The following is a 25,037-nucleotide window of genomic DNA, read 5'->3' as shown; positions in this document are numbered from 1 at the left end:
CGCGAAATCGCCACCGCCGCCCTGCCCTGATGTGTTTCCCCTCGATAGACTTTGAAAGGAGCGAGACCTTGAGACGAGTCTCTTCACAACGACGCCTCCGCAGACGGTCACTGGCCGCGTTGGCGGTCGGCGCCGTCGTCACCTCCGGGCTTCCACTGGCCATCGCACCGGTGACCGCCGAAGCCGCCCCGAACGTCCCGGTCAACGTCCTGGTCTTCCACGGCACCGCCGCGGACCAGAAGGACCCCGTCCTGCGCGCCACGGACGCGATCACGAGCCTCGGCCAGGCGAACGGGATCTCCGTGTCATCCTCTTCGGACCCCGCGGTGTTCACGAGCGCCAACCTCGCGAAGTACCGCGGCGTCGTCTTCCTTTCCGCACAGGGCATCACGCTCAACCGTGACCAGGAAACCTCGCTGCAGAGCTACATGAAGGCGGGCGGTGGCTTCCTCGGACTGTCGGACGCCGCTCGTGCGCAGGACGGATCGCAGTGGTTCTCCGGGCTGATCGGCGCGCGTCCGGTCGGCGCGCGTCCCACCCCGGAAGCGGTCGCCTCGGTCAGCGCGAGCGCGGAGAACCCGCCCAACGAGAGCAAGGAAAAGCTCGCCGACAACAACGAGAACACCAAGTGGCTGGCTTTCTCCCCGACCGGCTGGGTCGCCTACAAGCTGGCCGCCCCGGTCGCCGTGAGCAGCTACGACCTCGTCTCGGCGAACGACTTCGCCGGCCGTAACCCGAAGAACTGGACCGTGCAGGGGTCCAACGACGGGACGACGTGGACGGATCTGGACACCCGGACCAACGAGGTGTTCACCGACCCGTTCCAGAGCCGCAAGTTCACCTTCGCCAACACCACGGCGTATGCGAACTACCGGCTGAACATCACCGCCAACGCGGGTGACCCGCTTATCCAGTTGGCCGATTTCAAGCTGTACAAGGACAACTCGACCACCCCGCCGCCGCCGGAGAACGACCCGGCCCAGGCGACGGTCGACGTCCTCGACAAGGCGAACCCGGCCACCGCGGGCCTGCCGAAGAAATGGGTCCGCACCGACCGGTGGATCAACTGGGAGGTCAACCCGGTCGGCACCGTGCACACCGTCGCCCAGGTCGAGGAGTCGACCTACAAGCCGGGAGTCGGCGCGAACGGCGCCTTCCACCCGGTGTCGTGGTGCCGTGACTACGACGGTGGCCGTTCCTTCTACAGCGGGATGGGCCGCACCGAAGCGAGCTACGGCGAAGCCCAGTTCCGCAGCCACCTCCTCGGCGCGCTGAAGTGGACCACCGGCATGGTGCGCGGTGACTGCAAGGCGGGCATCGCGGCCAACTACAAGGTCGAACGCCTGACCGCGAAGAACCAGCCCGGTCAGCTCGACCAGATCGGCGAGCCGCACGGGCTCACCATCGCCCCCAGCGGCCGGGTGTTCTACATCGGCCGCGCGGCCTGCCCGACCGGTTTCGTGGAGAGCTGGGACGACCCGAACGTCGGCCTCGGCTGCGGCACGGTCCACCAGTGGGACCCGGTCACCAAGAAGGCGAAGCTGCTCACCACGTTGAAGGTGATGGGCAACCGCGGCAACACCAACGAGATGGTCAAGAACGAGGAAGGCCTCCTCGGGCTCACGCTGGACCCGAAGTTCAGCGAGAACGGGTTCATGTACGCCTACTGGATGCCGCACGAGTCGATCAACCGTGACACGCGGATGGGCAAGCGGGTCGTTTCCCGGTTCACCTACGACCTGAAGAACCAGACGCTGGACCAGGCGACCCGCAAGGACATGCTCTCGTGGGACGTCCAGATCCACAGCTGCTGTCACGCCGGTGGTGGCATGGACTTCGATTCCGGCGGGAACCTCTACATCGGTTCCGGTGACAGCAACTCGTCGGGGGGCTCCAACGGGTACTCCGGCAACAACTGGACCCAGGACTACAAGGGTGTCTCGTTCCAGGACGCGCGCCGCACCGCCGGTAACACCAACGACCTCAACGGCAAGATTCTGCGGATCCACCCGGAGGCCGACGGTACGTACACGAACCCGGCGGGCAACCTGTTCCCCGAGGCGAACGATCCCGGCAACAAGACCAGGCCCGAGATCTACGTGATGGGCGTGCGGAACATCTCGCGTCTGCAAGTCGACAAGAAGACCAACTGGCTGACCGCGGCCTGGGTCGGTCCGGACGCGTCCTCGCCGAGCCCGGAACTCGGCCCGGCGAAGTACGAGACGGCCACGATCATCACCGAGGCCGGCAACCACGGCTGGCCGTACTGCATGGGCAACAAGCAGCCGTACCGCGACCGCAGCAGCACCGACGCCGCAGTCCTCACCGGCTGGTACGACTGCGACAACCCGGTCAACACCTCGCCGCGCAACACCGGCCTGGTGAACCTGCCGCCGGTCAAGAAGAACATGATCTGGTACTCGCCGGACGGCGGCGGACCGGTGTTCCCCAACCGTCCCAACAGCTCCGTGCCGACGTACAACGCGGCCGAGGCCACCTACACACAGCCCTACCTCAAAGGCGGCGGCCAGGCGGTCATGACCGGGCCCACGTACCACCGCGACCTGGTCAACACCAACAGCGGTGTCGCGTGGCCGTCGTACTGGAACGACAAGTGGTTCATCGGTGACCAGAGCAACGGCCAGAACCGGATCGCGGTGACCGTCGACCCGAACGGCGTGCCGAAACAGGATCCGCCGGTGTTCGCCGAAACGGTGCGGCAGATCGTGCCGGCCGGTGGCGGCGACCAGAAACTGCAGAGCTGGATGGACGCCAAGTTCGGCCCGGACGGCGCGCTCTACGCGCTCGACTACGGCAACGGGTTCTTCACCCTGGACGCCAACCAAAAGCTGCTGAAGATCAGTTACACCGGCGGTGAGGCCACCCCGTCCGCCGCGGCGGTGTCGACCATGGTGCAGAACAAGCCGCTCACCGCGGCCTTCACCGGGTCGAAGTCCGGCGGCGTCTCCTACAAGTGGGAGTTCGGCGACGGGACCATCTCGACGCAGGCCGACCCGCGGCACACCTACCCGCGCACCGGGCTCTACACCGCCAAGCTGACCGTGAACTACGCGGACGGCGAGACGGTGACCACGCGGAACTCGGTGAGCGTCGGGTGTCTGGTTGCCGATCCCGGTGCCACGGTGACCATCGGTGACACCGATACCGGGGTGACCAACCGGAACGCGGGCGGCGGTTGCACGGTCGACGACATGATCGACGACGACAGCACGTGGACCTCCCACGCCGGTTTCGTCAACCACGTCACGCAGGCCGTCGACCGGCTCGGTGACCTCGGGGTGCTGAACTCGGCCGAGTCGGACAAGATCAACGCCGCGGCCGCCGCGTCGCCCATCGGCAACAAGGGCGTCACCGGCTACGACGCGATCTACGACGGCACGGCGGAATCGTTCCGCAACTGGTCGCAGGCGCCGTCCGGGCAGTTCGCCATCCAGCCGGACGGGTCGCTGCGACCGTCCGGTGGGCTGGGGATGCTGTGGTACTCGGCACGGCAGTTCGGCAACTTCTCGGTGAAGCTCCAGTTCAAGGACATCGCGCCGACCGGCAGCGCCAACAGTGGTGTGTTCGTGCGGTTCCCGGACCCGCGGACCCCGCTGGAGCAGCGTCCGCCGGGCAGTTGCGGCACGGTCGGGTCGGCGAAGACGTCGCAGGCCTGGGTCGCGATCTACTGTGGACACGAGGTCCAGCTGTACGACGGGGCCACCGGTGAGCCGCAGAAGACCGGGTCGATCTACAACTTCGACCCGCGGCCGCTCGACCAGGCTGGGGTGAAGCCGAAGGGGACCTGGAACGAGTACGAGGTCAAGGTCGTCGGGCAGAAGTACACGATCAGCCGCAACGGCGTCGTGCTCAACGAGTTCGAGAACGCGCCGGGGATCAACTCGTCGCGGGCGGGCGACCCGTCGACCGACTTCCGGCAGTTCGTCAGCGGGTTCATCGGTCTGCAGAACCACGGTGACAACGACCTGATGGAGTTCCGCAACATCCGGGTGCGGCAGCTGTAGCCAAGACCGGCCGGGCGCGACCTCCCTCGCGCCCGGCCGGTCTTCCTGTACGGAAGGTTTTCCCGCGATGTCCCCAAGAAACCTCGCTGTGGCCCTGCTGGCCGCGGTGTTCGCCTTACTGGGCCTGGTAATGCCGGGCTACGCCGCACCCGCCGTCGCCGCACCCGTCCAGACCCTGGAATGGACCGCCGGCGACAGCACCGACCACTACCTCAGCGCGCCCACCACCGCGGTGGCCGGTGAGACCAAGATCCTGTTCAAGAACACCGAAGCCCTCGGCTCGACGATGTCGCACTCGCTGACGTTCGACACGTCGACCCCGGGCTACAACCACGACGTCACCCTCAACATCCTCGCGAACCCTTACGACGAGCAGAACGGTGAGCACGAAGCGACCGTGACGCTGACGCCCGGGAAGTACCGGTTCTACTGCACGGTGCAAGGCCACACCAAGATGATGGGCGAGCTGATCGTCACCGACGGTGGCGGAAACCCCGACACCACCCCGCCGACCGTGACAGCCAACGTCACCGGAACCAAGGACACGGCGGGCAACTACGTCGGTTCCGCGACGGTGAACTTGGCCGCTTCGGACAGTCAGTCCGGTGTGGACAAGGTCGAGTACCAGCTCGACGGCGGCGCGTGGACCGTGTACACGGCGCCCGTGGTGGTCTCCGCGGTCGGCTCGCACATGGTCCACCATCGCGCCACGGACAAGGCGGGGAACGTGTCCACGGAAGCGATGTCGTCGTTCAGCGTCGTCGCGGGCCAGCCCGGTGACCGGACGCCGCCGACGGTGACGTCGGAGGTGACCGGGACCAAGGACGGCGCGGGCGACTACCTCGACACCGCGACCGTGAAGGTGACCGCCACCGACGCCGATTCCGGTGTCGACAAGGTCGAGTACAAAGTGGACGATGGCGCGTGGACCGCGTACACCGCTCCGGTCGCGGTCTCCGCGCCGGGCATGCACATGGTCCACTACCGTGCTTCGGACAAGGCGGGCAACGTCTCGCCGGAAGGCATGGCGCACTTCACCGTCGTCAGCGGTGACACCACCGCCCCGGCCGTGACCTCCGAAGTGACCGGCACCAAGGACACCGCCGGGAACTACGTCGGCAAGGCGACCGTGACACTCACGGCCACCGACGCCGGTTCGGGGGTCGGCAAGGTCGAGTACGAATTGGACGGTGGCCCGTGGCTGACGTACTCGGCGCCGCTCGCGCTCACCGTCGTCGGTGCGCATACGGTGAACTTCCGCGCGACCGACAAGGCGGGCAATGTTTCGCCGGAAGGCACGGCGACGTTCACGATCGTCGAAGGCGACGACAGCACCGCGCCGGTCGTTTCCGTGGTGGTGAGCGGTGATCTGGACGGAAGCTGGTCGTACATCGAGGACGCGACCATCAACCTGACCGCGACCGACACCGGGTCCGGGGTGGACAAGGTCGAGTACAAATTGGACGGTGGTGCCTGGACGGTGTACGCCGCGCCGGTCAAGGTGACCGCGCTCGGTACACACACCCTGACGTACCGGGCCTCGGACAAGGCGGGCAACGTCTCGGCGGAACAGGGCGGCGCGTTCACCATCGTCGCCGCGCCGCCGGGCCCGGACGCGTGCCCGGATTCCGATGTCCGGGACACCGTGATCCTCGGCACGGCGGACAGCCAGGTCGAGAACCGCGACACCGGCAACGGCTGCACGATCAACGACGTGATCGACGACGAGTCGGACTACTCGTCGAACGACCAGTTCGTGACCTACGTGCGGGCCGTGACGCAGGAGCTGCTGGACGGCGAGACCATCTCGTCCGACGAGCGGAACCTGATCGTCACGGCGGCGATCGACTCCGGCATCGGCGGCTCGACCGCCGAACCGCAGAAGCGGCCGGAGACGAAGAACCCCGGCATGAAGAAGGTGGTGAAAACACCGATCCGGGACGTCTGAGCGGAGCCTGTTCGCGCGGCTGTGGCCGCACGCAAGTAGTCCTCTAGTTGCGATCTCGCGATGCGAGGTCGGAGTCCGCCGCGTGATCTCCGTCTGATCACGCGTGTCGTCCGTCCAGTCACGTGACGTGCCCCGCCACCGGTTACCTTTCTCGCGCCGCGTTCGTCATGGCCATGACGGATTCGTCGCGAGAAAGGGAACGACATGACCGGCGAAACCCTGGCGAGCGCGTTCGAGGAGCAGCGTGGTCGTCTGGTGGCGGTGGCCCACCGGATGCTCGGCTCGCGGGCGGACGCCGAGGACGCCGTCCAGGAGGCTTGGCTGCGGCTGGCCCGCCAGGACGCCGGCACGATCGACAACCTTTCCGGCTGGCTGACCACCGTCGTCGGCCGCGTCTGCATCGACGTCCTTCGCTCCCGCAAGGCCCGGCCCGAGGACTCGTTCGACGACGAGCCGCCCGAACTGCTGGTGCTCGAAGACTCTCCCGAAGAAGACGCGGTGCTCGCCGAGTCGGTCGGGCTGGCGCTGCTGGTGGTGCTCGACACGCTCGGCCCGGCCGAGCGGCTGGCCTTCGTGCTGCACGACCTGTTCGCGGTCCCCTTCGCCGAGGTCGGCGAGATCCTCGGTAAATCCGCGGACGCCGCCAAGATGCTCGCCAGCCGCGCCCGCCGCAAGGTGCAGGGCCGACGCCCCGCCGACGAGCCTCAGCAGCGCGCGGTCGTCGAAGCGTTCCTGGCGGCCGCTCGCGAAGGAGACTTCGACGGGCTGCTGAGGGTGCTCGACCCCGACGTGACGTGGCGTTCGGAGACCGCGCGCGGCGTGGTCGTCAGGCTGGGCTCGGCCGAGGTGGCCACCCGCGCCCAGCGTGGCGCCCGTGCCGTGGCGACCGTGCGTCCCGCGCTGGTCAACGGCAAGCCCGGCGTCGTGACCTGGGACAAGCGTGGCAGGCTGGGCGGCGTGATGGCGTGCACGATCGTCGACGGCCGCATCGTCGCGATCGACTCCGTGAGTGACCCACGTCGCCTCGCGGCCATGGGTGTTACCTCTCCGGAGGCCTCCTCGTCCAAGTAAGTGAACCTGGACGAGAAGGAGAAACCCATGCAGGCACGACTCGAAGTCTTCAAGACCGCTCTCGCGCCGAAGCTGGTGAAGCACCTCGTCGCGGCGGGACGGGTCCTCGAAGATAGTGAACTTCCCGCTGCGACAAGGGAACTGGTGAACATCCGGGCCAGCCAGATCAACGGCTGCTCGGGTTGCCTCGACATGCACACCAAGGACGCGGCGCGAGCGGGGGAGACGTCGACCCGGCTGAACCTGGTGGCGGCGTGGCGGGAGGCGACGGTCTTCACCGAGGCCGAACGCGCCGCGCTGGAACTCACCGAGCAGGGCTGCCGTCTCGCCGACAGCGCCGGTGTCACCGACGAGGCGTGGGACGCCGCCGCCAAGCACTACGACGAAGAGCAGCTTCTGGCGCTGGTGACGCAGATCGCGCTCATCAACGCCTTCAACCGGCTGAACGTCATCACCCGGCAGCCGGCGGGCGACTACCAGCCGGGACAGCTGGTGCACTGATGGACACGACACTGTGGATCGTCGCCTCGCTGCTGGCGATCATGTATCTCGTCTCCGGTGTCGGCAAGGTACTGATACCGAGGGAAAAGATCGCCGGGGTGGCGTCGGCCGCGGGCTGGGTGCTGGACTTCAGCCCGGGGGCGGTCAAAGCGATCGGGGCGGTCGAGATCGCGGGCGCCGTCGGCCTGGTCCTGCCCGCGCTGCTCGACATCGCGCCGGTATTGGTGCCGCTGGCCGCAGTGGGATTGGCGCTGGTCATGGCGGGGGCGGTGGTCGTGCGGATCCGCCGTCACGAACCCTGGGTCGCGTTGCTGGATCTGGGCTATCTCGCCCTGTGCGTCTTCGTGGCCATCGGCCGCGCCTGATACGCGTGAAGGCCCCCTTCCCTCGATTGAGCCGAGGGAAGGGGGCCTTCACGCGCGGATCAGCTCAGGACTTCTGCTTCGAGCGTCCGAGGATGCGACGGCGTCCGTGGCCGCTATTGGTGCGTTCCTCGTGCAGTTCCTTCAGCGACAGCATCATCGCGTCTTCCTGCTTCATCAGCGGGTCGTTGCGCAGGTCCTTCCAGACCGACGCGCACAGCCCGACCATCACGAACACGAACGGCACCGCGATCAAGATGGTGAGATTCTGCAGACCGGTCAGCGCCTTGTTCCCGCCGACCAGCAGCATCACCGCCGCGACGGCGCCCATCAGGACGCCCCAGAAGATGACGACACCCTTCTTGGGATGCACGCTTCCGCGCTGGGACAAGGTGCCCATCACCACCGACGCCGCGTCCGCGCCGGAGACGAAGAAGATGGACACCAGGATCATCACCAGGATCGCGATCGGGATGAACCACGGCAGTGTCTCGAGCAGTTCGAACGTCGCCGACTGGGCGCTGCCCGCACCCGCGATGTCCGTCCCCGACCGCTGCCTGCTGATCGCCGCGCCGCCGAAGATCGCGAACCAGATCAGGCTCACGATGCTCGGGATCGCGATGACGCCGAAGATGAACTGCCGGATGGTGCGGCCGCGGGAGATCCGCGCGATGAACATGCCGACGAAGGGCGTCCACGAGATCCACCACGCCCAGTAGAAGACCGTCCAGCCACCGAGCCAGGTCTGCATTTCGTCGCCGCCGGTCATCCCGGTGCGGCCGGACATCTCCGCCAGTTCGCGGAAGTAGTCGCCGATCGCGCCCGGCACGATGTTGAGGATCAGCACGGTCGGCCCGACCACCAGCACGAACACCGCGAGCACCGCGGCGAGCACCATGTTGATGTTGGACAGCCACTGGATTCCCTTGGCCACCCCGGACACCGCCGACGCGATGAACGCGATGGTGAGGATCGCGATGATCGCGACCAGCAGGCCCTTGCCGGGGTCGTCGATCCAGCCGACGGCGCCCATGCCGCCACCGACCTGAAGCGCGCCGAGCCCGAGGGAAGCGGCGGAACCGAACAGGGTGGCGAAGATCGCCATGATGTCGATCGCCTTGCCCAGCGGGCCTTCGGTGCGCCGCTTGCCGATCAGCGGCGCGAACACCGAACTGATCAGCTGGGTGCGGCCCTTGCGGAAGGTGCTGTAGGCGATCGCGAGGCCGACGACGGCGTAGATCGCCCACGGGTGCACGGTCCAGTGGAACAACGTCGTGGCCATCGCGGTGTGGACGGCTTCGTCGGAGTTCGGGGCCACGGTGCCCGGGGGCGGGCTCGCGAGGTGGGAGACCGGCTCGTACACGCCGAAGAACATCAGGCCGATGCCCATACCGGCGCTGAACATCATCGCGATCCACGACGACGTCCGGAATTCGGGCAGTTCCTTGTCCCCACCCAGCGGGATGCGGCCGTAGCGGCTGATGGCCAGACAGACCGCGAAAAGGACGAAACCGCTCGCGATGAGGACGAAAGCCCAACCGCCGTAAGGGATCACCGCGTCATTGAGGAGGGTCGACGCGACACTCGCGAGGCTCTCCGGCGCGAGCACGCCCCAGACGATGATCGCGAGCGCGAGGGCCGCGGCCACACCGAAAACGGTCCGGTCGGTCTCAGCGGGTCGTTCGGAGGCGAGGTCGAGGGGCACGTGCTCATCGGGCGTGTGCCCGGGACCTGTCGTATCCGGTGCGTTGGCGAGGTCTGTCGCGGCACCCGCGACACCCTCTTCTTCCGCTTGTTTACCGTCCTGCGAACTCATGTTCAGCCACGCGCCGATGACAGCGCGATCTCCTTCCGCCCGAGTTAACCCGTTTGCACCACTGCACCCTAACCAGAAAACTGGTAACCGGCAGAAAATACGGATCGAGAGGTTTAACCCGTGATTATGGGTCTGACCACGGCGGGGAAGGTGTCGCTCGTGACACCGGCGGTCAGGAGATCGGGCCGATCTTCGCGCAAAGAGCCCAGTTCAGACCGTGATGCCGCCACGCCAGAAGGGGCGGCCGAGCGGGTCGCCACCAGCGGCGCCGGGGCGGCCCTGCCTCGTGTGGTTGCGCTGCAGGAGGTAGGCGACGAGGGCGATGAAGGCGAAGGTGACGATGAGTGCGGTCATGGCAGTAAGTTTGCGCCAAGGGATATCCTGCCAAAAGTGGCAGTTCTGTCGTTGTGCGTCAAAATCCTGCCAGCTATGCTTCGGTCATGCTGACGAGCGTCGCGGTAGTGCTGCTGGACGACTTCGCCCCCTTTGAATTCGGGGTCGTCTGCGAGGTGTTCGGCTACGACCGCACCGACGACGGGGTGCCGCTGCTCGACTTCCGCGTATGCGGGGAGCGGGCGGGAGAACCGCTCAGCCTCGGCTATGGGGTCAAGATGACCCCGGAACACGGTCTCGAGGCGACCGAAAACGCGGACCTCGTCGTCGTCCCCGCCTGCGACGTGCGCGACGAGTATCCGTCCGCGGTGCTCGAAGCGCTCCACGCGGTTTCGGCGCGGGGCGCCACGCTGCTTTCGGTCTGCACCGGCGCTTTCGTGCTGGGCGCTGCCGGGCTGCTCGACGGGCGCCGGTGCACGAACCACTGGCGGCACAGCGCCGGGTTCCGGAAGCGGTTCCCGCTGGCCCGCCTCGACCCGGACGTTCTCTTCGTCGACGACGGCGACATCATCACCAGCGCGGGGACGGCCGCCGGCATCGACGCCTGCCTGCATCTGGTCCGGCGCGAACTGGGGTCCGCCGCGGCCACCGCGATCGCTCGGCGCATGGTGGTGCCGCCGCAGCGTGAGGGCGGGCAGCGGCAGTTCGTCGAGGTGCCGATCCCCGAGTGCGCCGGCGACAGTCTCCAGCCGGTGCTCACCTGGATGCTCGACACCATCGACCGGGAGCATCCCGTCGCCGATCTCGCCCGCCGCGCCCAGATGTCTGAACGCACCTTCGCCCGCAAGTTCGTCGCCGAGACGGGCACCACGCCACACCGGTGGCTCTCGACGCAGCGGGTGCTGCACGCACGGTCTCTGCTGGAGGAGACGACGATGGGCATCGACGAGGTCGCGCGCCGCTGCGGGTTCGGCTCGGGCGCCCTGCTGCGTCACCATTTCCACAAGGTCGTCGGTGTTTCCCCACAAGACTATCGCCGGACCTTCGCACCGCAGCGCGTCTAGTCCACAAGGGACGATCCAAGGGCGAAAACAGTGACGTATTCCGCGTCTCGCACGACGTAACCGAAGCGTGCGCGGAGTTCACGGACGACCGCGTGCAGGTGTTCGGCGCCGTAGACCACGCCGACCGTCCCTGGCTCGTGATGGCGCCGCTCGTGCCGTCCGGCCAACGCGTCCACGAGGAGTTTGTCGCGGCTGCCGTTGATCAGGCCGTCGAATTCAGGCATGGTCTCGGCCGGCTCGACCCAGGAGTCTTCTTCGCCGTCGACGGTCAGGAACACCCCCAGCGTCGGCGCCAGCACGGAGATCATCAGCCTGTCGCCGAGCGGGACGCGCCGCCGGCCCTCGGAGAAGCCGGGGCCGTCGAGGTCGGGGCGGACGGTCGGCGCGATGAAGGTGTCCGCCTTCAGGTCCTGCACCACCAGTCCGAGCCGGTTGTTCCGTACCGCGAGCCGATAGCTCGCGGTCAGCCGCGACACTGGCTTCACGTCGCCGACCCCGTCGGCCACCACCACGTCGCAGGCGTTCGCCTGCCGCCGCACGGTGTCGAAGTAGGCCTGCGTGCCGATGTGCGCGGCGGGTCCGGAAGGTCGCCGTGGCTCAGGCGCGACGTCGCCCGACGGCGTCCGAGATGTCGTTGGCCAGCAGGGCGGCGCCTTCGGTGAACCCGTTGATGAGGATCTTCTTGCCGTCGGTGAGCTTGACGAGGCAGCCGACGTCGCCACCGAGGGCCTTGGCGAGGACGTTCTTCTTGGTGTGGTCGATGACCGCCTCGACGTCGTGCCACGGCACGACGGTGGTCGACTTGCTCCAGGTGTGCACGAATCCCCGCTCGTACAGGGTGAAGGTCTCGCCCCGTTTGCTGATCGCGTGCCAGCAGGCCCAGGCGCCCATCAGCATCAGCCCCAGTCCGCCGCCGATGACGACGCCGAGGAACATCTCCCCGCCGGAGGCCCCTGCCTCCTGTCCCATCAGGAACAGGACGACTCCGAAGAAGGCGATCGGTGCGCCGATCGCCATCGCGGCCAGCCCCCGGAGTGCGCGGCTGCGGGAATTCGTCTCGAAGCGTTCGATGTAGGCACCCAGTTCGGTCACGCGCGGAACGCTAACGGCGAGCGCGGGGACCGGTCCCTGATCCTTGTCTCGCGAAGCGCGCGGCCCGCCTCCGCGAATCCGAGGCCTCCGACCGAAAAGAAACGCGCGCGCGTGCCCTCGTCCCACCTGCCGACTCCAGTCCGGGAGACACGCCCTAATCCTTCGGTGCCTTGGTGAAGAGACCGAGGGACTGGGCGACGACCGCTCCGCCGACCAGCACGGCGATGGGCAGGGTCCTGACCCAGAAGGCGCCCGCCTCGAGCGAGACCAGCAGCGCGATCGTTGCGCCCGCCAGCACCACCAGTACGAGCATTCCCAGCGCGACGCGGGGCTTCGAGACCATGTGTCCTCCAAAGTGGATCGGAGGAGCAAGCCTTGCGACGGCTCAGCCGCGGAGCGAGGTCATTTTTGCCGCTTCCGGACTCGTCTCCGTGCAGAGCACGACATGCGGCATGCCGCTGTCCGGGTACTCGCCGAGCCGTGCGCCAGTGGTACCCGTCCAGCTTCACCTTGCTCCGACGCCTTGACCACCGAGTTTGCGGCGAGACCGCAACCGGGCATACGATCAGGGCAGTCGTACAAGACGAACGCCCTAGGAGGCGGATGTGGCAGGCTCCCCGGCCGCGGAACGTGGTCAGGCCGTGCGGCGGCGGTTGCTGGAGGCCGCGGTCGAACTGGTGCCGGAACGAGGCTGGTCCGCGGTCAGCACCCGGACCCTTGCCGAACGCGCCGGGGTCACGCCGAGCGTCGTGCACTATCACTTCCCTTCGTTGCAGGCCTTGCTGATCGAGGGCGTGCTGGGGGCGATGCGCGAGGTCGCCGGCGCCTTCGAAGCGGCGCTGGAAACCATCGGCACGCCCGCGGGGGCGGTGGACGCGCTGCTGGCGTCGGTCGGCGAGTACAGCGGCGTCGATCCGATGTCGTTGCTGTTCGCCGAGGCCTCTTTGACGGCGACTCGCGACGACACCTTGCGCCAGGGCATCCAGGAGATCCTCGCCGGTTTGCGCGCCCGCTTCGGCCGTTGGCTGGCGGAGCACGGGGTGGCCGACGCCGACGGCACGGCCGGGGTGCTCCTCGCCGCGGTGGACGGGCTTCTGCTGCATCGCGCGCTCGAACCGGAGTCCGATCGCGGTGTCGCCGCGGCCGTCCTCCGTCGTCTGGTCAGCTGAACCCACAAGGGAGGAACCTCGATGAAGGTGGCGATCTGCGGTGCCGGGATCACCGGACTGGCGCTGGCGCACCGGCTCGCGGCGCGGGATGTCGAGGTCGTGGTGCTCGAGCGTGCCGCGGGCCCTCGGGAACAGGGCTACATGATCGACTTCTTCGGGCCGGGTTTCGACGCGGCCGAGGAGATGGGCCTGCTTCCACAGGTCGAAGCCGCGGCGTATCGGGTGGACGAAGCGAGTTTGCTGGACGATCGGGGACGCCGCCGGGCGGCGATCGACTATGTCCGGTTCGCCAAATCCGTGGGCGGCAGGCTGTGCAGCATCATGCGGCCGGACCTGGAACGGGTACTGCGCACCACTCTGCCGTCCACAGTGGACATCCGGTTCGGCGCCGGGGTCGCCGGAGTCGAGGATCTCGGCGATCGGGTGCGGGTCACGCTCGCGGATGGTGAGACACTCGAAGCCGATCTGCTGGTCGGCGCCGACGGGATTCACTCGACCGTGCGGCGGCTGGTTTTCGGTGACGAGAGCGGGTTCCTACGGCACCTCGGTTTCCATACGGCGGCGTTCGTCTTCGAGGACGAAGAGATCCGTGAGTGGGTGGGGGAGCGGTTCTGCCTGACCGACACCATCGGGACACAGATGGGTTTCTACGGTCTCCGCGACGGCAAACTCGCGGCGTTCGCCGTGCACCGCGTGACGGATCCGGCCCTGCCGGACGACGCGCGAGCGGCGTTGCGCGCGACCTACGGTTCGCTCGGCTGGGCGGTGCCGAAGGCGCTCGATCTCTGTCCACCCGCCGAAGAGGTGTACTACGACCAGGTCGCGCAGATCGAGATGCCGTCGTGGAGTCGCGGTCGAGTCGTTCTCGTCGGCGATGCCTGCTACGCGGTCTCGCTGCTCGCCGGTCAAGGCGCTTCCCTGGGAATCGCGGGCGCGTTCGTGCTGGCCGAACAACTCACCCGGACGCCTTCGACCGAAGCCGCCTTCGCGGAGTACGAAAAGCTGCTCCGCCCGGTGGTGACCGAGAAGCAGCAGGTCGCCCGCAGGGGAGCGCGCTGGTTCCTGCCCGCGAACCGGTTCCTGCTCCAGGCACGCCGGGTCTTCCTCGGGGTGGCACGGCTTCCGGGCCTCGAACGTCCGCTCGCGGCTGCCGTCACGGGGAAGTCGACGGCATTGGTGACGAATCCGAAGCATGGGGCCGTGATCCGGACCCGGTGAGGCACGGCTCGGCCTAGGACCTGGGTGTCGTGAAAGCCACTTTCGCGACGTCTGATGTCCCGAAAGTGGCTTTCGCGACACGGCCACTAGGCAGTCGCGAGGAGACCTCACGGCGGGCTGGACGACACGCGCGTGGCCGGGCTACGCGGCGAGTTGTCCCTCTGGACACGCGTGTCGTCCATCCCATCACGTGAGTCGTCCCGCTAATCACGCGAGACCGCCCTAGGACACCGTTGGCACTGCTCATCCTTACCGCTCACGACCCCACGACGCTTCCGGTGCCGCCTTTGCCCACCTGAAGTACGTGAAGGCCCCCTTCCTTGCGCCGTGATCACCAGGTGGGGCGCGCGGACACGCCTCCGTCCACGGTCAGGTTGTGCCCGGTGATCCACGCCGCGAGCGGCGAAGCGAGGAACAGGCAGGCGTTCGCGACGTCACCGGGGGTGCCGAGCCTGCCCAGCGGGGCGGCCTGTTCCCAGCGGCGGACGCCTTCCGGCCAGGCGGCGCCGAGTCCTGGACGGTCGATGAGCCCAGGGGAGACGGCGTTGACACGGACACCTCGCGGGCCGTATTCGAGTGCGGCGGCGCGGGCGTGCATGACCAGGGCGGCTTTCGCGCTGCTGTAGTGCGCGTGTCCCGGTGCGGGCCCGGCCGCCTCGATCGAGGCGATGTGGACGACGCTGCCGCCGTTCATCACCTCGGCCGCGGCCTGCGTGCACGAGAACGCGCTGGTGAGGTTCGCGTCGAGGACGGCACGCCAGCTTTCCGCCGACATCCCCGGCAGTGGTTCGACCGGCTGCACGCCGGCGTTGTTGATCAGGGTGTCCAGCCGTCCGGTCCAGGCCGCGGCGGCGGCCACGAGCCGACGGCACTCGCCGTCGTCGGTGAGGTCGGCGGTGAACGCGGCGGCCGTGCCTCCGGCCGCCTCGATGTGTTCGACGAGAGCGAGCGCCGAGGCTTCGGCGCGGTGGTAGTGCACAGCGACGGCGCTGCCCGCTTCGGCGAAACGCAGGGCGATTCCCCGCCCGATGCCGCCGCTGGCCCCGGTGACGAGTGTGGTGGTGCCGGTCAGATCCATGGGTCTCCCTGTCGCTTCCGCAGTGCGAGCACGCCCGAAACGGCGACGAACACCAGACCCGCGACGATGTAGCAGTTCCCCAGCCACTGCTGGGTGGCCGTCCACGTCTGCCCAGGCCGGTCGAAGGCGGGGAAGTACCGGAACGGCGCGGTGACGAAGATCGTGGCGACGACCCCCGTGACAGCGAGCCAGGCCAGGGCCCGGCGGTGATTCCGGCGGTGCAGTACCGCGCAGGCCGCCGTGGTGAACAGCGCCGGGGCGATCCACACCCAGTGGTGTGACCACGACGTCGGCGAGATGAGCAGGGCGAAGGCCGCGTTCAGCAGCAGCGCGGGCACCACCGCCGAGCGGTACATCGTCAGCGTCACCAGCACCAGCAGCACGCCGGTCAGGATGAGCCACAACGGCTTCGCGGCGGCGGAATCGACTCCGAACCGCGCCAGCACGGCTCGCAGGGTCTGGTTGGTGTGGAACGAGGTGCCACTGATCCCCGACGCTCCGGCCAGCCCGCCGAACCAGTAGCGCGCGGAGGCCTCGGGGGCGACCGCGAACGCGACGGCCGAGGCGGCCACGAACGTGCCCATCGCGGTCAGCGCGCCACGAAAGTCCTTGCGTATCAGGAAGAACAACAGGAACGCCATCGGGGTCAGCTTGACGGCCGCGGCGAGGCCGACGCCGATCCCGCGGTAGCGGCCCCGTGCCAGCAGGCAGTCCGCCGCGACCAGCCCCATGAGCAGCAGGTTGATCTGGCCGAAGCCCAGTGTCTGGCGGACCGGTTCCAGGAAGAGCGCCGGTGTGATCGCCGCCGACGAGACGAGCAGCGCCTTCCACCGGTCGCCGGACGGCCACAGCGTGCGGGTGATCGCGTGGAACGTGACGCCCAGCGCGGCCAGGCTGAGCACGAACAACAGGAACACCGCGCCAGGCCACGGGGCCAGTGCCAGCGGGGTGAGCATCAGCGCGGCGAACGGCGGATAGACGAACAGCAGCGGGATTCCGGCGTCCGAAAGCGGCAACGCGCCGTAGAGGTCGCCGCCGTTCCACAGGGTGTCGACGCCGAAGCGGTAGATCTCCAGGTCACTGTGGGAATTGCCCGCCGTCAGCATGGCGACGACGTACGCCACCGCCAGCGCGGCGAGCGCGCCGGCCGACCACCAGGACCGCCCGCGCGACGAGGCAGGAGACATCGCGTGGTGAACCCTTCAACGGCGGTGAGGGATCCGACTGTACCGGGCCGGGCCCACCGCGCCCGCCGGGCTCACGCCGCCAGACCTGCCCGAGTACCGGACGGGGCTGATCACGCGACGCCGGCCGACGTATCGCCGTGGTGAGCATCGGGAACGACCACGGCGGGGGACCCCGAGGCAGGCGCTGATGCACGGCTTGTCGATTGAGGTCAGGCAAAAGCGCCGGCGTCCGCACCTGTCCCCGGCCGGGATCGCAGGCCGATCCGGCTCGATCAAGCGACTTCCGTCGGCAGCGGTGGCACCGCATATTGGTCTAGACTTTTATCCCCAGTGTGGTGAAAGGGACCGGTCCATGCGTGGAACAACGGTGTTGCCGAGGACGCCTTGCCTGCAGCCGAAGGCTGGCGAATTGCCATTGCACCGGCTGGAGGTCCGCGCGCCGGACGCCCTGCCGTTCACAGTCGGCACTTTCGACACGATCGGCCCGATGTCGCGGGCGTCTTTCCCGCACCGGCACACTTTCTACGAAATCGTCCACGTCACCGGCGGTACCGGTGACCACGTCGTCGATTTCACGCGCTGGGAATTGGGACCACCACAACTCGCGGTCATAACACCGGGGCAGGTGCATCATTGGGATGCCCGCGATCTCACCGGATTCGTCGTGTTGTTCACCGACGACTTCCTTCTCGAGCATCCGGCGGACCGCGAAACCCTGCGACGGCTGAGTCAGCAGCCGTGGCGGCTCGACGAACGCGCGGCCGAGGAGACGGCGCGGCTGGTCGCCGAATTGGACGAGGAGTTCCGTTGTGGCGGCCAGGGCACCGAATCGGTGTTGCGTGCCTTGATGCACGTGCTGATCGTGCGGGCGGGGCGGCTTCCGGGACTGGCGGACGCGCGTCCGCCGGCCAGGGCGCAGTCGGTGGGAACGGAATTCACCCGGCTGCTCGGCAGACCCGATCTCGGACTCTGGTCGGTGGGCGCGCTCGCGGAACGCATCGGGGTCACCCCGGGATACCTGACCGACGCGGTCAAGACGGCGACCGGCCGGACGGCGGCGCAACTGATGCGTGAGGCCAGGACGAGGGAAGCGAAACGGTTCCTGCTCGGCACGGATCTCACCGTGCGGCAGGTCGCCAGCCGGGTGGGATTCGCGGATCCCGCCTATTTCTGCCGGTTCTTCCGGCGGGAAACCGGATTGAGTCCCGGTGATTACCGCCGGACCGGCGACGCGCCCCCGGAGATTCACCACGACTGACCACACCAGTCCATCGTCCGCAGCTGATCTTCTCCATACCGTCGAGGGTGATTCCCGAAGCCCCCACGAGGAGCAGGTATGGACGAAGAAAAGAAGCTCAGCCGAAAGACTGTGCTGAAAGCCGCACTCGCCGCGGGCGTCGCGGCGCCGGTCGCGCTGATCGGCGGCCCCGCCCTCGCGCGCACCACCGTCGCGACCGGCCAGACACCCGAGCTGACCCCGTCCTGTGACGACGGCGACGACCCGACCCCGGCGCAGACCGAGGGGCCCTATTTCAAGCCGAATTCCCCGCAGCGCACCTCGCTGGTCACGCCGAACACGCAGGGTACGAGGCTCACCGTCTCCGGATACGTCTTCGGTCTCGGCTGCCTGCCGATCGCACGGGCCCTGCTGGACTTCTGGCAGGCGGACGTCAACGGCGCCTACGACAACGTGGGGTACACCTTCCGCGGTCACCAGTTCACCAACGACCAGGGCGCGTTCACGCTGAGCACGATCGTGCCCGGCCTGTACCCGGGTCGTACGCGGCACATTCACGTCAAGGTCCAGGCGCCGGGCGGGCGGGTGCTGACCACGCAGCTCTACTTCCCCAACGAGCCGCGCAACAACACCGACTCGATCTTCGACCCGCGGCTGCTGATGACCGTGCGTGACGCGCCTCCCGCCAAGCAGGCCGCGTTCGACTTCGTGCTCAACGTGCCGCAGACGCCGACGTCGACCACCCGGCCGACGCAGACGCAGACGACGTCGAATCCGCCCACCACCTCGACCTCCAACCCGCCCGGCGGGACGACCTGGGCGGCGGGAACCGGCTATTCCGCGGGCGCCCGGGTCACCTTCAGCGGTCGCGGTTATGTGTGCTTGCAGGGGCACACGGCCCAGCCTGGCTGGGAGCCGCCGTCCACGCCCGCGTTGTGGCGCGCGGAGTGACGAGCAACCGCTGCGGAGGGAGATAAACGCGGGTGGACTCCCGCCGCCGGGACCCACACCCCGGCGGCGGGGTCCACCCGCTTTTCGCGGGGTGGGGTTTTCCCCCATCCGAAGTCGGGGTCCTGCTACAGCGCGCCACCCTCGATGCGCGGGCGATGATCGCCAACGACATCGAGTGAAGGGTGGACGACATGACGGACACGAAAAGGCACTGGGGCAGACGGGGACTGGCGGCGGCCGCGGTGGTCGTGACGGGAGCGGTGCTCGCTTCGCCGGCGAGCCCGGCTTTCGCGAGTCCCGCGGAGACGGCCTGGCGGGACCCGGTGCGGTCGCTGGATCGGGCGGCGCATCCGCTGTTCTCGACCGAACCCGGCCGGAACACGGCCGACCTGCGGGCGCTGGGCACGATGATCGGCGGTGCGAAGGTGGTCGGCCTCGGCGAGGCCACCCACGGGTCCCACGAGTTCTTCACCATGAAGGAGCGAGTCTTCCGCCACCTGGTCGAGGAAAAGGGATTCCGGGCCTTCGCGCTGGAGCTGAGCTGGTCCGCCGGTCTCGAGATCGACGAGTACGTCCAGACAGGCAGGGGTGACGCGCGAGAGGTCGCGAAGCGGACCTTGACCGGTTCCCCTTGGGACCGCGAGGAGTTCGTGAGCCTGATCCGGTGGATGCGTGACTACAACCGCGCCCATCCCGGCCGCACCGTGCACTTCGTCGGAGACGACCTCGGCGCGCCTTCGGTGAACGACGCGTTCTTCGCCAAGATCACCGACTACGTGCGGCAGCACCATCCGGCGGCGCTGCCCCGGCTGAATCAGCTCTACACCGGCCTTCGCCCGATCGATGACGCGTTCGCCTACCTCCGCAAGCCCCTCGACGAGCGCCAGCGGCTCGCCGGTCAGGCGGAGCGAGCCTTCGAGCTGGTCCAGGGCCTGACGGGCATCGACTCCCTCGACTGGACCCGGCAGCACGCCAAGTTCGTCGCGCAGACCGCCCGATTCCTCGCCGTCGACCTCACGGACCCGAAGTCGCTGCCCGCCGCGCAGATCCTGCGTGACCGCGCGATGGCGGAGAACGTGGCCTGGTGGCAGCGGCGGACCGGCCACAAGGTCCTGCTCTCCGCGCACAACGGTCACGTCTCCTACGTCTCCGACAACCCGGCGCTGTACCCGAAGACCCAGGGCGCCTTCCTGCGCGAGACGCTGGGCAGGGACTACCTGCCGATCGGGTTCAGCTTCGACCAGGGCTCCTTCCTGTCCAAGGACACCGCCGTCGGCGGGGACTGGAAGCGGTTCTCCGTCCCGTCCGCGCCGCCCGGCTCGAACGAGGACACCCTCGACAAGGTCCGCTTCCAGGACTTCTACCTCGACGTCCGCACCGCGCCGCCCGCCGCGCGCACCTGGCTGGACACCGCCCGGCCCACCCGCACCATCGGCACGCTGTTCCCCGTCGACCCCGCGGCCATCTCCCTCGGGCGTTCCTACGACGTCGTCATCCACCTGCACGACGTGCGTCAGGCCGAGCCGAGAAAGTAGTGACATCGCGCCCGTTCAGGGGGTCTTAACCCGATTTGCCTGGCGTGCCACGGCGAATCTCGGTAGTAGTCGAAGTGTTCCGGCACCCTTGTTCCAGTACCCAGCGGAGGAAATCCCTGATGTTCAAACGGATGCTCAGCGCCTTCGGGGTCGGCGGCCCGTCCGTCGACACCGTGCTCGACTCACCACACGCCGTGCCCGGCGAGGTGATCACCGGCCAGGTCCGCATCCAGGGCGGTTCGAGCGACGCCCAGATCGAGGAGATCCTGCTTTCGCTGGTGACCAGGGTCGAGGTCGAGCACGGCGACCACGAGCGTGCCGGCACCGCGGAGTTCCTGCGGGTCAGCGCCGGCCGGAAGGTGCGGGTGGCGGCGGGGGAGCTGACCACCGTCCCGTTCCGGATCGCGCTGCCGTGGGAGACGCCGATCAGCGCGGTCGGCGGACGTGAACTGCCGGGCATGGTCGTCGGCGTGCGGACCGAACTCGTCATCGCGGGCGCGCCGGACAAGGGTGACCTCGACCCGGTGCTGGTCGGGCCGCTGGACTCGCAGGACCGGGTGCTGGAGGCGTTCGGCGAACTGGGCTTCTCCTTCCGCAGCGCCGACGTCGAAGCCGGGCGCCTGCACGGTGTCCGGCAGGAACTCGGGTTCTTCCAGGAGATCGAGTTCTTCCCGCCGTCGCGTTACGCCGGCCGTGTCAGCCAGGTGGAGCTGACCTTCGTCGCGAGTCCTGGCGAGCTGGTGGTGGTGCTGGAGGCCGACAAACGCGGTGGCATGTTCCGCTCCGGCGGCGACACCTTCGGCCGTTTCCACGTCTCGCACGAGGAGGCCCTGCGCACCGACTGGGCGGCGGCCATCGACGGCTGGCTGGCCAACGTCGCCGAATCCGGCGGCGGGCACGCCATGTTCGGCGGTCACCAGGGGCACCACGACTACGACCACCATGGCCACCACGGTCATCACGACAGGCGTGGCCCGGGGATGGGCGGAGTGGTCGCCGGTGCCGCGGCGGGTGTGGTCGGCGGCATGATCCTTGGCGAGGTCGTGGAGGACGTCTTCGAAGAGTGAGACGGCTCCAGGGCGCCCTGGCCTGATCCCGCGTGAAGGCCCCCTTCCCTCGGCTGAGCCGAGGGAAGGGGCCTTCACGCGCAAAGTGGCAGGGCTCAGGTGTACCAGGTGGGTTCCGGGAGTTCGTTCAGCAGCGCGTAAGCTCCGACCTCGCGGCGCTTGTAGGCCACCGGGTCGTGGAGCGAATGTGTGCGCAGGTTCCGCCAGAAGCGGTCCAGCCCGTATTTCGTGGCGGTCGCGCGGGCACCGGTCAGCTCGAAGACCTTCGTCCCGATTTCCAGTCCGGTGTCGATCACGCGCTGCTTGGCGGCGGCGATGAGGACCGCGACCTCGCCGCGCGCCTCGGGCGTGAGTTCTTCGCGCGGCGCGTGCAGGACGGCCGAGATCGCCGCTCCTGCCTTGTCCACGAGCGCTTCGGCGGCCCACAGTTTCGACTGGAGATCGCCGTAACCGTCGAGGATGTACCACTCCTCACCGGAGGACGTCTTGTTGTCGCCGCCGTACGGCCACGCGCGGGTGTGCTCACGGGTGTAGGCCAGCGCGGTTTCCAGCGCTCCTTGCGCGATGCCGAGGTAGAAGTTGGCGAACACCAGCTGGATCGTCGGAACGTTGAGCGTGTTGTAGGTGAGCGGGTGGAATTTCTTGTCGACGTAGCCTGCCGCGCCTGCCCATGGGACGCGTACGTCGGTGATGGTCACACTGCCCGACTCGGTGAGCCGTTGACCGATGTTGTCCCAGTCGTCGTGGAAGACGATACCGTCCTGTTCGGACGGAACGATGGCGAAAACGTGCTCCTCGGTGCCATCGTGGATGCCTTCGAGCACGGTCAGGTCGGAGACCTTGCTGCCGGTGGAGAACGACTTGTGTCCGTTGTAGACGATCTCGTCGCCGTCTTCGGTGATCTTCAGATCGGCGTCACGCGGGTTGACCGCGCCGCCGAACACGAAGTTGTTCCGGGTGTACAGTTCTTCGACCGCGGCCACCTGCTCGTCGGTCGCCACCAGTCGCGCGGCCCAGGCCCAGAGGTAGTGGTAGCCGAGGAGTTGACCGATCGACCCGTCGCCGCGCGCGACCTCGCGGGTCACGCGGTAGGCGGTCTCCCAGCTCTGTCCGCCACCGCCGTGCTCGACCGGGCCGAGCAGTGTCACCAGACCGGAATCCTTGAGCAGCTGGACTTCCCGGTACGGCGTTTCGTTTTTCCGGTCGCGTTCGGCCGCGTCCACCGCGAGTTGCGCGGCGACGTCCTTCGCGACGGCCAGCCATTCCGTGGCGGACCGGACCCGGTTCTCGGTCGTGGTCATGCTGAATTCCGTTCTGTGCGAGGGTGAATGGGAAATTCGGGCAGGGTGGAGCGCCCGGAATTCCCGGGTGTATCCCAGAGCGAACGCGGAGACTGCGTCAGGCCGTACAGAGAGTGCCTTCCCTGCGTCCGAGTAGAGCAGTGGCACTACGGGGTGTCAACGAACGTCCGCGCTCTGAGACCGGGGTAATCTCCGGGCGTGCCGGATCACGTTGACCACATTCTCCGCCAGTGGGCCGAAGCCCGTCCCGACCTGGACGTCTCCCCGATGGCCGTCATCGGCCGGCTGTCCAGGCTGACCCGGGTACTGGACGCCGAACTGCGCGAGACGTTCGCGCGGCACGGCCTCGACCGGTCCTCGTTCGACGTGCTGGCCACCCTGCGCCGCGCCGGCACGCTGACCCCGGCCGACCTGATGCGTTCGGCGATGATCACCTCCGGCGCGGTCACCCAGCGGCTCGACCGTCTCGAAGAACGCGGCCTGGTGGCCCGCGCGCCCGACGAGACGAACGGCCGCCGCGTGCTGGTCGACCTCACCCAGCGAGGCCGCGAACTCATCGACCGGGCGCTGCCCGACCACGTCGACACCGAGCACCGGCTCCTGAGCGCGGTCAGCCCCGAGGAACGGGACCAACTCGCCGTTTTGCTGCGGAACCTGTTGCGGTCACTGGGAGACGTCGCTCTGGAGGACTGACGCTCGCCGCCTTCGGTCACCCGTTTGACTTAGCGCTAAGCATCGAATAGCTTAGCGCTAAGAGGTTCGCGGGGCTGTCCCGCGTGCCGCGATCTTCCTGGGGATGAAGCACCCCGCGGCCGGAATCGCCGGTCCCGCCGGGGTTCTTCGTCATGCTCGTGAATCGAGAGAGAAGAAATGGTCACCCAAACCGAAAGCGCGCATTCGACAGTGAAGGGCTGGGCCGGGGTCGCCGCGATCACCGCCAGCCTGTTCGTCTTCCTCACCACCGAACTGATGCCCGTCGGCCTGCTCACGCCGGTGAGTTCCAGCCTGGGCATCCCGGTGGGCGTCGTCGGCTTGATGGTCACGCTTTACGGCGTCTCGGCCGGGCTCGGCGTGCCGTTCATCGTCGCGTGGACGCGACGGATCAACCGGCGCGTCCTGCTCTCCACGTTGCTCGCGATCCTGGCCGTCGGCAACCTGATCACCGCACTCGCGCCCAGCTATCCGCTGGTGCTGGCGACCCGGCTCGTCATGGGCTTCGCCAACGGGGCGTTCTGGGCCATCGGCGTCGGCATGGCGATGCGGATCGTCCCGGACCGCCACGCGAACCGGGCGGCGGCGGTGGTGATGTCCGGGATCTCGATCGCCACGGTGCTGGGCATGCCGCTGGGCACGATCCTGGAGAGTCTCACCAGCTGGCAGACCACGTTCCTGATCTGGAGCGGGCTCAGTGTCCTGGTCTTCCTCGCCGTCCTCGTCCTGGTGCCGTCGCTGCCGTCGGTGAACGCGGTTCCGGTCCGCGAGGTCTTCAGCCTGCCGCGGGTGAACGTGCGCCTGCGTTCGGTCCTGATCACCGTGGTGTTGTTCGTACTCGGGCATTTCGGCGTCTACACCTTCATCCGTCCCTTCCTGGAAGGCACTTCCTCGGCCTCACCCACCTTCATCACGGTGTGCCTGATCGTCTTCGGCGTCGGGGGAGCGGCGGGGAACTTCGTCGCCGGATACTTCGTGTCGAGGAACGTGCTGGCGAGTTTCACGGTCGGGGCCGTCTCGCTCGTGGTGTCGCTGGTGTTGCTGCTCACCATCGGCCACGGACAGGTCGGGGTGATGATCGCGCTGGTGCTCTGGGGGTTGTCCTACGGTGTCGTGCAGCTGAGCCAGCTCACCATGACGCAGAATTCCGCCCCCGACACGTTCGAAGCCGCGATGTCGCTCAACACCTTGGCTTACAACACTTCCATCGCCCTCGGCGCGTTGTTCGCGGGGCTGCTCGCGGACAACGCCGGCCTCACCAGCGTGGTGTGGTTCGGCGTGGTGCTGACCGCGGCGTCCCTGCTGTTCACGGTCGGCACCCGCCGGGCCACGGCCTAGCGTCGCGTGATCCCGCGGGTCTCACCCGTGATC

22 protein-coding genes are annotated in these 25,037 nt (G+C 68.0%); 14 read left to right on the top strand and 8 right to left on the bottom strand.

Features of this window, described 5'->3' with window-relative positions; genetic code table 11:
• Positions 1–68 precede the first annotated feature (68 nt).
• The 5 genes from BS329_RS14450 to BS329_RS14430 all read left to right on the top strand — a co-directional run bounded on the left by BS329_RS14450 (position 69) and on the right by BS329_RS14430 (position 7,910).
• A complete protein-coding gene (locus BS329_RS14450; RefSeq protein ID WP_076160701.1) occupies positions 69–4,025 on the top strand; it encodes a ThuA domain-containing protein in 3,957 nt (1,318 codons plus the stop codon).
• Positions 4,026–4,092: 67 nt separating this feature from the next.
• Positions 4,093–5,973: an OmpL47-type beta-barrel domain-containing protein gene (locus BS329_RS14445; RefSeq protein WP_076160698.1), complete on the top strand. Its 1,881-nt coding sequence runs from the start codon at positions 4,093–4,095 to the stop codon at positions 5,971–5,973.
• A gap of 204 nt (positions 5,974–6,177) precedes the next feature.
• The gene (locus BS329_RS14440) at positions 6,178–7,044 is read left to right on the top strand and encodes a sigma-70 family RNA polymerase sigma factor (RefSeq protein ID WP_076160695.1); all 867 of its coding nucleotides are present in this window, start codon (positions 6,178–6,180) and stop codon (positions 7,042–7,044) included.
• Positions 7,045–7,071: 27 nt separating this feature from the next.
• The gene (locus BS329_RS14435) at positions 7,072–7,545 is read left to right on the top strand and encodes a carboxymuconolactone decarboxylase family protein (protein ID WP_076161101.1); all 474 of its coding nucleotides are present in this window, start codon (positions 7,072–7,074) and stop codon (positions 7,543–7,545) included.
• A complete protein-coding gene (locus BS329_RS14430; RefSeq protein WP_076160692.1) occupies positions 7,545–7,910 on the top strand; it encodes a DoxX family protein in 366 nt (121 codons plus the stop codon). Before BS329_RS14435 ends, BS329_RS14430 begins: the two co-directional genes overlap by 1 nt.
• A 64-nt stretch (positions 7,911–7,974) precedes the next feature.
• On the opposite strand, the gene BS329_RS14425 is transcribed toward BS329_RS14430, so the two are convergent.
• Together BS329_RS14425 and BS329_RS43860 are read right to left on the bottom strand one after the other, a co-directional pair.
• Positions 7,975–9,723, bottom strand: a complete 1,749-nt coding sequence (locus BS329_RS14425; RefSeq protein WP_208619212.1) for a BCCT family transporter — start codon at positions 9,721–9,723, stop codon at positions 7,975–7,977.
• A 210-nt stretch (positions 9,724–9,933) separates the two neighbouring features.
• Positions 9,934–10,077 (bottom strand): hypothetical protein, encoded by a 144-nt coding sequence (locus BS329_RS43860; RefSeq protein ID WP_167480013.1) that lies wholly within the window; start codon positions 10,075–10,077, stop codon positions 9,934–9,936.
• An 86-nt stretch (positions 10,078–10,163) separates the two neighbouring features.
• On the opposite strand from BS329_RS43860, the gene BS329_RS14420 reads away from it, so the two are divergent.
• Positions 10,164–11,120 carry a GlxA family transcriptional regulator gene (locus BS329_RS14420; protein ID WP_076160690.1) on the top strand — a complete coding sequence of 319 codons (957 nt, stop codon included), beginning with the start codon at positions 10,164–10,166 and terminating at the stop codon, positions 11,118–11,120.
• On the opposite strand, the gene BS329_RS14415 is transcribed toward BS329_RS14420, so the two are convergent.
• The 3 genes from BS329_RS14415 to BS329_RS14405 all read right to left on the bottom strand — a co-directional run bounded on the left by BS329_RS14415 (position 11,117) and on the right by BS329_RS14405 (position 12,555).
• The gene (locus BS329_RS14415; RefSeq protein ID WP_076160687.1) at positions 11,117–11,659 is read right to left on the bottom strand and encodes a hypothetical protein; all 543 of its coding nucleotides are present in this window, start codon (positions 11,657–11,659) and stop codon (positions 11,117–11,119) included. The two genes, BS329_RS14420 and BS329_RS14415, sit on opposite strands and share 4 nt — an antisense overlap.
• 58 nt (positions 11,660–11,717) lie before the next feature.
• Positions 11,718–12,212 carry a hypothetical protein gene (locus BS329_RS14410; protein ID WP_076160684.1) on the bottom strand — a complete coding sequence of 165 codons (495 nt, stop codon included), beginning with the start codon at positions 12,210–12,212 and terminating at the stop codon, positions 11,718–11,720.
• A 154-nt stretch (positions 12,213–12,366) separates the two neighbouring features.
• Complete coding sequence (locus BS329_RS14405) at positions 12,367–12,555, bottom strand: hypothetical protein (protein WP_076160682.1); 189 nt, start codon at positions 12,553–12,555, stop codon at positions 12,367–12,369.
• 262 nt (positions 12,556–12,817) lie between these two features.
• Between BS329_RS14405 and BS329_RS14400 the strand changes: the two genes are divergently transcribed.
• The gene (locus BS329_RS14400; RefSeq protein WP_084749697.1) at positions 12,818–13,381 is read left to right on the top strand and encodes a TetR/AcrR family transcriptional regulator; all 564 of its coding nucleotides are present in this window, start codon (positions 12,818–12,820) and stop codon (positions 13,379–13,381) included.
• Positions 13,382–13,402: 21 nt separating this feature from the next.
• Complete coding sequence (locus BS329_RS14395) at positions 13,403–14,599, top strand: FAD-dependent oxidoreductase (RefSeq protein ID WP_076160679.1); 1,197 nt, start codon at positions 13,403–13,405, stop codon at positions 14,597–14,599.
• 331 nt (positions 14,600–14,930) lie between these two features.
• On the opposite strand, the gene BS329_RS14390 is transcribed toward BS329_RS14395, so the two are convergent.
• Both BS329_RS14390 and BS329_RS14385 read right to left on the bottom strand, forming a co-directional pair.
• Positions 14,931–15,677 carry an SDR family NAD(P)-dependent oxidoreductase gene (locus BS329_RS14390; protein ID WP_076160676.1) on the bottom strand — a complete coding sequence of 249 codons (747 nt, stop codon included), beginning with the start codon at positions 15,675–15,677 and terminating at the stop codon, positions 14,931–14,933.
• A complete protein-coding gene (locus tag BS329_RS14385; protein ID WP_076160674.1) occupies positions 15,668–16,864 on the bottom strand; it encodes a glycosyltransferase 87 family protein in 1,197 nt (398 codons plus the stop codon). The genes BS329_RS14390 and BS329_RS14385 overlap by 10 nt, the downstream gene beginning before the upstream one ends.
• Positions 16,865–17,216: 352 nt before the next feature.
• Between BS329_RS14385 and BS329_RS14380 the strand changes: the two genes are divergently transcribed.
• From BS329_RS14380 to BS329_RS14365, 4 genes are all read left to right on the top strand, one after another.
• The gene (locus tag BS329_RS14380) at positions 17,217–18,122 is read left to right on the top strand and encodes an AraC family transcriptional regulator (protein ID WP_076160671.1); all 906 of its coding nucleotides are present in this window, start codon (positions 17,217–17,219) and stop codon (positions 18,120–18,122) included.
• A gap of 78 nt (positions 18,123–18,200) precedes the next feature.
• A complete protein-coding gene (locus BS329_RS14375; RefSeq protein ID WP_076160669.1) occupies positions 18,201–19,052 on the top strand; it encodes a dioxygenase family protein in 852 nt (283 codons plus the stop codon).
• Positions 19,053–19,243: 191 nt separating this feature from the next.
• Entirely contained in the window at positions 19,244–20,587 is a 1,344-nt protein-coding gene (locus BS329_RS14370) for an erythromycin esterase family protein (protein ID WP_076161092.1), read from the top strand.
• A 119-nt stretch (positions 20,588–20,706) separates the two neighbouring features.
• A complete protein-coding gene (locus BS329_RS14365; protein WP_076160666.1) occupies positions 20,707–21,654 on the top strand; it encodes a sporulation protein in 948 nt (315 codons plus the stop codon).
• Positions 21,655–21,749: 95 nt separating this feature from the next.
• Here the strand turns inward: BS329_RS14365 and BS329_RS14360 are convergent, their stop codons facing one another.
• Positions 21,750–22,955 carry an acyl-CoA dehydrogenase family protein gene (locus tag BS329_RS14360; RefSeq protein ID WP_076160663.1) on the bottom strand — a complete coding sequence of 402 codons (1,206 nt, stop codon included), beginning with the start codon at positions 22,953–22,955 and terminating at the stop codon, positions 21,750–21,752.
• 198 nt (positions 22,956–23,153) lie between these two features.
• On the opposite strand from BS329_RS14360, the gene BS329_RS14355 reads away from it, so the two are divergent.
• Complete coding sequence (locus tag BS329_RS14355) at positions 23,154–23,648, top strand: MarR family winged helix-turn-helix transcriptional regulator (protein ID WP_076160660.1); 495 nt, start codon at positions 23,154–23,156, stop codon at positions 23,646–23,648.
• 177 nt (positions 23,649–23,825) lie between these two features.
• Complete coding sequence (locus BS329_RS14350) at positions 23,826–25,004, top strand: MFS transporter (protein WP_076160658.1); 1,179 nt, start codon at positions 23,826–23,828, stop codon at positions 25,002–25,004.
• Positions 25,005–25,037: the final 33 nt, after the last annotated feature.

This window comes from Amycolatopsis coloradensis, assembly GCF_001953865.1.
GTDB classification, from domain to species: Bacteria; Actinomycetota; Actinomycetes; order Mycobacteriales; family Pseudonocardiaceae; genus Amycolatopsis; species Amycolatopsis coloradensis.
The sequence above is the reverse complement of the archived record's forward strand: the minus strand, read 5'-3'. Positions and strand labels throughout refer to the sequence as shown.